This is a genomic window from Acidimicrobiales bacterium (assembly GCA_035547835.1).
GTDB lineage: Bacteria > Actinomycetota > Acidimicrobiia > Acidimicrobiales > Iamiaceae > DASZTW01.
In genome coordinates this window covers 77,673-87,584 of the sequence record DASZTW010000011.1, presented here as the reverse complement: position 1 = coordinate 87,584, position 9,912 = coordinate 77,673, and the positions used below count along the sequence as shown (strand labels likewise).

The window sequence follows — 9,912 nt, the reverse complement described above, 5'->3', positions numbered from 1 at the left end:
GGCGACCGCCACGGTGGGATTCTGCGCGCAGAAGCGCTCAGGCGAGCGGGCGGATCGTCACGTGCGCCGCGCCGGCCACGGTCCCGTCGAGTGGCAACGGCTGGGCGAGGAACTGCCCGAGCGCCGACAGCGACGCAACCGCCGCAGCCGGAGCGCGATCGGCGAGGTCGACGGTGAACGTCAGCCGGCCGCGGCGATCGGCGATGACGATGCCGGGCGCCGGCTCCTGCGCCCCGCTGACCAAGTACGCAGCCCCCGGGCGGTAGAGCGGCGGAGTGGTCACGTCGAGCTGCCCGGCGCCGCGGACCGTCAAGCCCGAGCGGGTCACCGACGTGAGGTCCGTGAAGGCCTGCGGATCGTGGCGGGCACGGAAGGTCCAGCCCCACACACCGAACGTCGGCTCGGCGCTGCGGTAATCGAACGGGTGGGTCGGGTCGGTGGCCGGGGTCGGCGACGGGCGCGCGATCGCCGCCATCGCCATCGGGAGGAACTTGGCGAGGTCGCGCAGCCAGTACGGCCAGCTGTGCGTGCCCGGGCCGTAGGACCATGCCGTGATCGGGATGCCCGAACGCTGCACGGCCTGCACGAAGCCGGCGTTCATCGGCGCGATCACCATCTCGAGCAGCCCCGACGCCTGGCTCGACGGCGTGTCGAGCGGGCCCGCCTGGCCGTTGCCCCAGGCCGCGAACAGCGTGGTGTCTCCCAGGCTCGGGGCGAGGACGGTGGGGTCGTGGCCTTCGAGGTTCGCCTGCTGGGTCACCGGGTCGCCCCAGATGCACATCGACGGCGGCGTGCCGACGTAGCCCAGCGCCATCGGCAGCAGCGGCCACATCAGGTCCGTGTCGACCGCGCCGGAGAACGACCCTGCCGCGACGAACAGGTCGGGATGGCGGGCGGCGTAGCTCATCGTGCCGAACCCGCCCATCGACAGCCCGGCGATCACCCGGTGCTGGCGATCGGCGATCGTGCGGAACGTCGCGTCGACCCACGGCAGCAACTCGCGGAGATGGAACGTCTCCCAGGCGGGCGGCGTGAAGGTGGCGGGCCGGGTGACCTCGGCGCCGAACCAGTCGGTGTACCAACCACCGGTGCCGCCGTCAGGCATCACCACGATCATCGGGGTGTCACCGACGACGCGCTCCACACCGTGGCGCACCCAGTCATCGGCGTCGCCGGCCGCGCCGTGGAGGAGGAGCAGGACGGGATAGCGGCGAGCAGCCTGGGCCGGGTCGGCGTAGCCGGCCGGCAACAACACGTTGGCGCGGACCTGTCCGCCAAGCGCCGAGGAGAAGAACGTGTACCGGGTGACCCGCGCCGTGATGGGCTGCACGTGGACGACACGCAAGCGGGCGACCGGCGAGGTCGTCCGTGGCCGGCACACCGGCGACGGCACGCCCGCCGGTCGGTCCGCCCGCGTGCGGTTGCGGGGCGCGGCCGAGGTCGCGGTCGCCGCCGGGGCGGCGCCGAGCAGCCCGGCAACGAGCACCGACGTGACCGCGGATCCCCAGCGCCCGCGCACGACGGCACGTCGTGATCGCACGTCGGAGGTTTCGGCACGCGGCCGGATGGTTCCTTGCCACCTCCCTGTTCGCCCGCCCCGCCCGTCCCGCCCGCCCTCGACCCGTCCCGCCCACCTGTCCCGCCCACCCGTCCCGCCCACCACAATCTTCCGATCGGGGGCAGCGGGGAGAGACGTCGGGCGGCGCGGGTCGAGGGCGATTCGGGTAGACCGGCGACATGATCCACGACAGCGAGCCGGGGCCGGGCTCGCTCCACGAGGTGGTCGACGGCGTCCATGCCTGGGTGCAGCCCGACGGCACGTGGTGGCTGAACAACGCCGGGGCCATCGCCGGCAGCGACGGCGTGATCGTCGTGGACACCTGCGCCACCGAGGCCCGCACCCGCCAATTCCTCAGCGCCGTCGGCGAGGCGACCGGCGGCGCACCGATCCGAGTCGCCGCCAACACCCACGAGCACGGCGACCACACGTACGGCAACTGCCTCCTGCCGCCCGAAACCGTCCTGGTCGGCCACGAGAACATGCGGGCACACCTCCTCGTCGACCCGCTGATCGATGGCTGCCCACCGGTGTGGCAGCCCACGCCGGACTGGGGCGCGGTGACCCGTCGCGTGCCGAACATCGTGTTGCGGTCGGACCTGAGCGTGTACTCGGGGACCCGTCGCGTCGACCTCGTCCACCCCGGCCATCCTGCGCACACCACGGGCGACCTGGTCGCTTGGCTGCCCGAGGAACGGGTGCTGTTCACCGGTGACCTCGTGTTCCACGGGCTCACGCCACTGGTGATGGCCGGGGCGCTCGACGGCGCCCTCCGGTCGCTCGAGTGGATCGCCCGGTTCGAGCCCGACCACGTGGTACCGGGCCACGGGCCGCTGGTGGCCGGCGCCGACCTCGACCGGGTGCTCGGCGAGCACGATCGGTACTACCGGTTCATCATCGAAACCGCCGCCGCGGGCATCGAGGCCGGGCGGTCGCCACTCGAGACGGCGCGCGACGCCGACCTCGGCGAGTTCGCCGACTGGGCCGACGCCGAGCGACTCGTCCTCAACCTCCATCGAGCCATGGCCGACCAGGCGGGTCGCCCGTTCGACACGTCCGCCGCGATCGCCGACACCATCGAGTGGAACGGCGGCCCCATGACCACCCACGTCTGCTGCCTCGGCTGACAGGGCGACACATCCGACCCCGGCCTGGCGCGGCCCGCGCTCCCCACGGCCCCGACCCCCACCCGGCCCGCGCGACCCACGACCCCCACCCGGCCCGCGCGACCCCCGACCCGCGCACGCCGCAGCGGCCAGCCGCGAACGCCGGCTACCACCGGCACCGCCACCAGAACCGCCACGATCGCAAGGATCTGGTGAAAGTGTCGTTGCGCCGAGTTGACGCAGTCAGTGGTAGCGAAGGCACGATCCGCTGGATTTCGGAGCGGCGACATGATGTTTCATGTCATACTGATCGCACTTCCGCCGAGACTGCTCCGCTGCCCGAGGTTGGTCGATGCGACGAGTCCCCCTAGTGGCCGTAGCCCTCACCCTCACCCTCACCGTCGTCGGCGCGACCTGCTCGAGCTCCGGCTCCGACCCCCGGGTCAACCCGCCGCTCACGACCACCCCTGACCCCAACGCCCAGGCCAAGGCCGACATCCGGAAGGTGTTGGAGGGCTTCAACACGGCGTATGCGCGAGCTGTCCGCAACCCACAGACCCCGCCCACGGACCTACGTCAGTACGCCGAGGGGCAATACCTCGCAGCCGCCGAGCGCGCTGTCCAGGACCTCAAGAACAAGCGGCAGGTCGTACGCGATGCTCCGCATCCCGCCCGCATATTCGTGGTGCGGTCCATCCAGGTAGATGGTGCCGAGGCAAACGCCAACACCTGCCGGGTGAGCGACGAGTGGATCGTCGAGGCAGCAACCGGCCACCCACTTAACACCGACGTTGGGATCTACACGAATCAGATCCACCTCGTCCGGCACGGGTCGGGGTGGCGAATCAATCGCGTGGTCGCGCAACAACTAACCAAGGGAGTGAGCACGTGCGGCTAAGGCTGCGCTTCGCGCGCGCCCTGGCCGCAACCCTGGCCGCCGGTGCCATCACCATCGCCATCGCCAGCGCGACTTGGGGCATTGGTCCTGATCCCTCGCCGAACCCATCGCCGGATCCCGGTTCGGCGACGGCGGGGACGCCGACGGTGACGGAGCCCTACCACGTGCCGGGGTCGCCGGGTCGAGCGCCAGGGCGGCCGACCGCGACGCGGCCGCTGACCCAGGAGGAGCGCAACCTCCAGACGATCTACACCGCGCTCTGCTCGACGTACCGCCAGGCGCAGGGGACGGTGTTGCCGTTCTGCCAGACGTCTCCGACGGCAGGCGCGCCGGCGAACCCGGGCCGTGACATCGCCATCGCCCTTCGCACACAGCTGCGCGTGGTGATGCCGCCGCTGCGCACCGCGCCGCCGCCGGGAACCTCGGCGGTCACCGGCATACCGGTGTGGCTGTGGGTCGACCCGAGCGCGGCCCGTCCGGTGAGCCAGAGCGCAACGTTCGGACCGTTGTCGGTGTCGATCACGGCCACGGCCACGGGCATCGACTGGGACACCGGCGACGGCCACCATCTCCATTGCGACGGCACCGGCACGCCGTACGTCGCCGGCCAGACCGACCCGTCGAGCACGCCAACGTGCAGCTACGCGTACACCCAGCGGTCCACCGTCGACGACCCCAACGGCACGTACACGTTGCGCGGGTCGATGACCTGGCAGGTGAGCTGGCGAGCCAGCACCGGCGAAGGCGGCACGCTGCCACCGTTGCGGGTGGCTGCGTCGATGCCGATCAAGGTCGAGGACCTCCAGCCCGTCCTCGACTGAGACCACGTCCCGACCCTCGCGCTTCTCGGCAAGCCGAGCACGTCGCCACCTCTCTCGCCCGGGTCGCCCGCCCACTTCGACCGCCCACGTCGAGCGCGCTCCCACGTCGGGGCGGGCGCGGACCCGGGGCGGGCGCGGGGAGGCGGTGAGGGTGGGTCAGGTGATGGTGAGGCCGGCGAAGTCTCCGGTCTCGATGCCGGTGTTGCGCCAGGCCTCGCTGTAGCGGAAGTACGCCGCGGGGCCGAGCGGGTATCCGCCGGTGATCAGGCCGTCGGGCCCGGGGTCGTGACCTTCGTTGTTGTAGTAGCCGGGCGTGCACTCCGACAGGAACTGCCAGAAGATCGGGTTGGTGTTGAGCGTGCCCATCCAGTCGTCCTCGGCCGCCTCGGTGAGCTCGACGCGGGTCGCGCCGCTGCGGACGGCGTGGCCGACCACGGCCGCGATGTTCCTCGACGCGTCGAGGTGGTTGGTGGGCACGTTGGCGATGAACGTGCCGCCTTGCGCGAGCTGCACCATGAACGCGTTCGGGAAGCCGTGGACGTGGATGCCGTGCATCGATCGCATCCCGTCGGCCCAGTGCTCTGACAGCGTGCGACCGCCGACGCCGACCATGTCGAAACCGTTGCGTCGCACCGCACCCGTGCCGACCTCGAATCCGGAGGCGTAGATGATGCAGTCGACTTCGTACTCCTGGCCCGCGACGACCACGCCGTGCTCGGTCACGCGCTCCACGCCCTTGCCGTCGGTGTCGACCAGGGTGACGTTCGGCTGGTTGTACGCGTCGAGGTACTCGTCGTGGAAGCAGGGTCGCTTGCACAGCTGGCGGTACCAGGCCTGCAAGGCGTGGGCGGTCTCTGGGTCGTGCACCACGGACTCCACCCGGGAGCGGATCTCGCTCATCTTCTGGTAGTCGACCTCCTCGAACGTGCTCATCACCGACTCCATGTCGGTGATCTCGCCCGCCGACGACACGAGACGGTCGCGCATCCGTTTGGCGAGGTCGGTCCAGCCGTCGTTCACCAGGTCTTCCGACGCGAACTCCGACGGCGTCATGTTCGCCACGAAGTTGTCGATCCAGCGCTGCTGCCATCCGGGCTCCGCCATCTCGGCGAACCACTCCGGGTCGATCGTCTCGTTGCCGCGCACGTCGACCGACGACGGTGTCCGCTGGAACACGTAGAGGTGCTGGGCGGCAGCGGCGAGGTGCGGAACGCACTGGACCGACGTGGCGCCGGTACCGACCAGCGCGACACGCTTGTCCGCCAGCCCGGTCATCGGCGCGCCGGATGGGTCGCCGCCGGTGTAGCCGTAGTCCCACCGGCTGGTGTGGAACGAGTGGCCCCCGAACGACGAGATGCCCTCGATGCCCGGCAGCTTGGGCACCTGCAACGGGCCGGTGCCGATCGTGACGAACTGCGCGGTGAAGGCGTCGCCGCGGTCGGTGCGCACGATCCAGCGGTCGCGCTCGTCGTCCCACTCGAGCTCGGTCACGCCGGTGTGGAACAAGGCGTTGTCGTACAAGCCGTACTGCTTCGCGATGCGCTGGCAGTGCTCGAGGATCTCGGGCGCGTGGACGTACTGCTCGGTCGGCATGTGGCCGGTCTCCTCGAGCAGCGGGAGGTAGATCAGCGACTTCGTGTCGCACTGGGCGCCCGGGTAGCGGTTCCAGTACCAAGTCCCGCCGAAGTCACCGGAGCGGTCGACGACCCGCACGTCGTCGACGCCGGCTTCTTTCAGCCGGGCGCCGGTCAGCAGCCCGGCGAACCCGGCGCCGATCACCGCGACGGTGACGTGGTCGGTGACCGGGTCGCGCTCGGCGACCGGCAGATACGGGTCGTCGAGGCCATGGCTGAGCTGGCTCGTGACGACTTGGTACTGGTCGTTGCCGTCCACGCGGATGCGCTTGTCGCGCTCCGCCGCGTACTTGCTGCGCCAATCGAATGCTGCAGCGGTCGGGTCGGTGGTGGTCACAGGTCCCCCCTGGTCGCTCGGCCGCCGGCTCCCCCACCGGCGCCGTTGGCATCTTCGCGTGTCAGCCCCTCCGGCACCGATTCGGGTCTCGTCCGCGTACGGTTCGGTCATGGAGCTCGCCGAACTGCAACGGCTGATGGATGACACTTACGGCGCGCAGGACCGCCAGCGCGGAACCGCTGCGACCCTCGCGTGGCTCACCGAGGAGCTCGGCGAGTTGGCGCAGGCGGTGCGCAAGGGCACGCGGGCCCAGCAGGTCCACGAGCTGGGCGATGTCCTGGCCTGGCTGGCGTCGCTGGCCAACCAGCTCGACTTGTCGCTCGAGTACGCGGCCAGCCGCTACCGCGACGGTTGTCCGAAGTGCCATTCGATCCCGTGCCGGTGCGCCCATTGAGGGCACCGGACCCGGCGGACGTCAGGACTCGGCGGCAACCAACTCGGCGATCTGCACGGCGTTGAGCGCCGCGCCCTTGCGCAGGTTGTCGTTGCTGACGAACAGCGACAGGCCCCGCCCGTCCGCCACTGTTTCGTCGGCCCGGATCCGCCCCACGTAGGCCGGGTCCTGACCGGCCGCTTCGAGCGGCGTCGGCACGTCCGCCAACGCCACACCCGGCACACCGGTCAGCAGCGACCGCGCCTGCTCGGGGCTGATCGGGCGGCTGAACCGTGCGTTGATCGACAGCGAGTGACCGGTGAACACCGGCACCCGCACACAGGTGCCGGACACCGCCAAGCCGGGGATCTCGAGGATCTTGCGCGACTCGTTGCGCAGCTTCTGTTCCTCGTCGGTTTCGCCGAGCCCGTCGTCGACGAGCGACCCGGCCAGCGGCAACACGTTGAAGGCGATCGGCTTCGCGAACAAGTGCGGTTCGGGGAACTCCACCGCGCGGCCGTCGAAAGTGAGCTCCGCGGCGTGGTCAGCCGTCTTGCGGACCTGCTCGTCGAGCTCGGCCACGCCGGCCAGCCCACCGCCCGACACCGCCTGGTACGTGCTGATCACCAGCGCCTCGAGCCCGGCCGCCTCGTGCAGGGGCTTCAGCACCGGCATGAACGCCATGGTCGTGCAGTTGGGGTTGGCGATGATCCCCTTGGGTCGCCGTGCCGCGGCGTCGGGGTTCACTTCGGCGACCACCAGCGGCACCTCGGGGTCCATGCGGAACGCCGAGGAGTTGTCGATCACGGTCACGCCCAGCGCGCCGATCTTCGGGGACAACTCGAGCGAGGTGCTCTTGCCGGCCGACATCAGCACGACGTCGAGGCCGGTGAAGTCGGCGGTGGCCGCGTCCTCGATCGTGAGCTCGGTGCCGCCCCACGCCATGGTTCGACCCGCCGAGCGGGCCGACGCGAACAACCGGAGCCGGCCCACCGGGAAGGAGCGCTCCTCGAGGATCCGGCGCATCACGCCACCGACCTGTCCAGTGGCACCGACGATGCCGACGTTGTACTGCCGCGAAGCCATGGCGCCAGGGTACCGGCGGGCCGGCCTCCCGCCCCAAGCGCGTTCTTCGGAGAGAGTCGGACGCGTCAGGCGGCGTCGAGACCGAACGCGGTGTGCAAGGCGACGACCGCCTGCTCGAGCTGCGACTCCTGCACCACACACGAGATGCGGATGGCGGAGGTGGAGATCATCTCGATGTTGATGCCCTCGGTGGCCATGGTCTCGAACACTTTGGCGGCCACGCCGGGGTTCGACTTCATGCCGGCGCCGACGAGACTGACCTTGCCGATGGCCGCGTCGGACGACACACCCACCGCGCCGATCTCGGAGGCGAGTTGCTCGGTGACCTGCATGCCGGTGTCGAGGTCGGCGTGCGGCATCGTGAACGAGATGTCGGTCACGCCGTGCTCCGACGTGTTCTGGACGATCATGTCGACGTTCACGCCGCGGTCAGCCAAGCGCCGAAACAGCGACGCAGCGACCCCGGGGCGGTCCGGCACGCCCGCGATGGTGACTTTGGCCTCCGACGCGTCGTGCGTGACGGCCGAGACGATGGCGTGCTCCATGTCGGGCTCCTCCTCGGTGACCCAAGTGCCCGGCTCCCACGTGAAAGCCGATCGCACATGCAACGTGACCCCGTGACGGCGGGCGAACTCAACCGATCGCATGGCCGGCTTCGGGCAACCCGCTGCGCACATCTCGAGCAGTTCGTCGAAGCTGACCTTGGGCATGCGACGGGCCCGGTCGACGACCCGCGGGTCGGCGGTGAAGACACCGGGCACGTCGGTGTACAACTCGCACGCGTCGGCGCCGAGCGCGTGGGCGAGCGCGACCGCGGTGGTGTCGGAGCCGCCGCGACCCAAGAACGTGATGTCGCGGTCGGTCGACACGCCTTGTGAGCCACCCACCACGGCGACGCGTCCCGCTTCGACCGCCTCGCGGATGCGGTGCGGGCGCACCTCCAAGATGCGCGCGTTCGTGTGCGTGGTGTCGGTGAGGAACCCGGCCTGGCTGCCGGTGAACGACTCGGCTTCGATCCCGAGGTCGTGCAGCGCCATCGACACCAGCGCGGTGGCCTTGCGCTCCCCCGACGTGATCAACATGTCCATCTCTCGCCCCGGCGGGCGGTCGGACACGAGCGACGCAAGGTGGAGCAGGTCGTCCGTCTCTTTGCCCATGGCGCTCACCACGACCACCACGCCGCCACCTCGGCGGTGTGCGCGCGCGACGTTCTCGGCGACCTCCCGAATCCGGTCGGGGTCGGCTACCGAGGTACCGCCGTACTTCTGGACGACCAATGCCACGGCCGGCAACGGTACCGGATCACCCCGCCGACCCCGCCCGCGTCCTCGGCGGCAGGTCGTCGCCGGAGCCGTCGCTGCCGGGCGTGGCCAGCGGCGTCGCCCGGCGGTCCTCCCCGTCGTACGGCTCGTCGTGATGGCCTTCCAACAGCCCGGCGAGATCGGCCGGATCTACCAGCACACCCGCCTCCCGGAGCTGCTCGACGACCTGCCCGACATCGCCACCGACCATGGCGCAGACCGCTTGGAGGTCGTCAGCGCGGATCGACAGGACCCGGCCGTTGTAGTCACCGCGGGCACTGCAGATGGCGTCGGTGAACCGCTCGAGTGGTGTGCCGGCCATGTCGGCGCGCAGCCGATGGAGGTCGAACACGAGACCCGGCCCCGTCGCCCGACCCAGTGGGCTCTCGTCGCCCAGCAGCACCTCGATCGGCACCGTGTAGAAGTCAGCCAGCGCCTTGAGGCGCGGGATCGACAAGTTGCGAAAGCCGCGTTCGTACGCGCCGACCGCCGACGCGCTCCAGCGACCACCCGACCGTGACTCGACGTCCGCGAGCGACATGCCCTGGGCGCGCCGCACTCGTCGCAGCCGCTGACCGAGCTCGCGGGATGCGTCGCCTTCGCCGGCGAACTGCGCCGCTGACAGGTGGTCGTCGTGGTCGCTCATCGGTCCGGTCTCCGCCAGTCCTAGCTGTCGGCCCGCAACCCACCCGTTCTGTGAACCGTAGCGACATCTCGGCCCTCGCGGCGCCATCTCGTCGGCCAGCCGGTCGGCGCCCACCCCAGACGCCCGCGCCCTACTGCTGTCGCGGGCGTTGG

Annotated in this window: 9 protein-coding genes; 4 read left to right on the top strand and 5 right to left on the bottom strand. The window is 70.7% G+C overall.

The features are described from left to right. Positions 1-37 precede the first annotated feature (37 nt). Positions 38-1,519 (bottom strand): alpha/beta hydrolase family protein, encoded by a 1,482-nt coding sequence (locus VHA73_10505; protein ID HVX18449.1) that lies wholly within the window; start codon positions 1,517-1,519, stop codon positions 38-40. Positions 1,520-1,737: 218 nt separating this feature from the next. Here VHA73_10505 and VHA73_10500 point away from each other — a divergent pair, with 218 nt between their 5' ends. The 3 genes from VHA73_10500 (at position 1,738) to VHA73_10490 (ending at position 4,383) form a co-directional block, all read left to right on the top strand. Next, entirely contained in the window at positions 1,738-2,685 is a 948-nt protein-coding gene (locus VHA73_10500) for an MBL fold metallo-hydrolase (GenBank protein HVX18448.1), read from the top strand. 331 nt (positions 2,686-3,016) lie between these two features. Then, positions 3,017-3,562: a hypothetical protein gene (locus VHA73_10495; protein HVX18447.1), complete on the top strand. Its 546-nt coding sequence runs from the start codon at positions 3,017-3,019 to the stop codon at positions 3,560-3,562. Between the two features lie 146 nt (positions 3,563-3,708). Then, on the top strand, positions 3,709-4,383 hold the full coding sequence (locus tag VHA73_10490) for a hypothetical protein (GenBank protein ID HVX18446.1): 675 nt from the start codon (positions 3,709-3,711) through the stop codon (positions 4,381-4,383). Positions 4,384-4,539: 156 nt separating this feature from the next. Here VHA73_10490 and VHA73_10485 read toward each other — a convergent pair whose 3' ends face one another. After that, complete coding sequence (locus VHA73_10485) at positions 4,540-6,354, bottom strand: NAD(P)/FAD-dependent oxidoreductase (GenBank protein ID HVX18445.1); 1,815 nt, start codon at positions 6,352-6,354, stop codon at positions 4,540-4,542. 109 nt (positions 6,355-6,463) lie between these two features. Here VHA73_10485 and VHA73_10480 point away from each other — a divergent pair, with 109 nt between their 5' ends. Beyond that, a complete protein-coding gene (locus VHA73_10480) occupies positions 6,464-6,748 on the top strand; it encodes a MazG nucleotide pyrophosphohydrolase domain-containing protein (GenBank protein HVX18444.1) in 285 nt (94 codons plus the stop codon). A 21-nt stretch (positions 6,749-6,769) separates the two neighbouring features. Here VHA73_10480 and VHA73_10475 read toward each other — a convergent pair whose 3' ends face one another. The 3 genes from VHA73_10475 to VHA73_10465 all read right to left on the bottom strand — a co-directional run bounded on the left by VHA73_10475 (position 6,770) and on the right by VHA73_10465 (position 9,760). Next, the gene (locus tag VHA73_10475; protein HVX18443.1) at positions 6,770-7,813 is read right to left on the bottom strand and encodes an aspartate-semialdehyde dehydrogenase; all 1,044 of its coding nucleotides are present in this window, start codon (positions 7,811-7,813) and stop codon (positions 6,770-6,772) included. 65 nt (positions 7,814-7,878) lie between these two features. Beyond that, a complete protein-coding gene (locus VHA73_10470) occupies positions 7,879-9,096 on the bottom strand; it encodes an aspartate kinase (protein HVX18442.1) in 1,218 nt (405 codons plus the stop codon). Between the two features lie 19 nt (positions 9,097-9,115). Then, the gene (locus VHA73_10465; protein ID HVX18441.1) at positions 9,116-9,760 is read right to left on the bottom strand and encodes a transcriptional regulator; all 645 of its coding nucleotides are present in this window, start codon (positions 9,758-9,760) and stop codon (positions 9,116-9,118) included. Positions 9,761-9,912: the final 152 nt, after the last annotated feature.

Excerpts from the sequence above, each read along its gene's own strand:
- VHA73_10500 (HVX18448.1), top strand. The coding sequence starts at position 1,738 with ATGATCCACGACAGCGAGCCGGGGCCGGGCTCGCTCCACGAGGTGGTC.
- VHA73_10495 (HVX18447.1), top strand. The coding sequence starts at position 3,017 with ATGCGACGAGTCCCCCTAGTGGCCGTAGCCCTCACCCTCACCCTCACC.
- VHA73_10480 (HVX18444.1), top strand. The coding sequence starts at position 6,464 with ATGGAGCTCGCCGAACTGCAACGGCTGATGGATGACACTTACGGCGCG.
- VHA73_10475 (HVX18443.1), bottom strand. The coding sequence starts at position 7,813 with ATGGCTTCGCGGCAGTACAACGTCGGCATCGTCGGTGCCACTGGACAG.
- VHA73_10465 (HVX18441.1), bottom strand. The coding sequence starts at position 9,760 with ATGAGCGACCACGACGACCACCTGTCAGCGGCGCAGTTCGCCGGCGAA.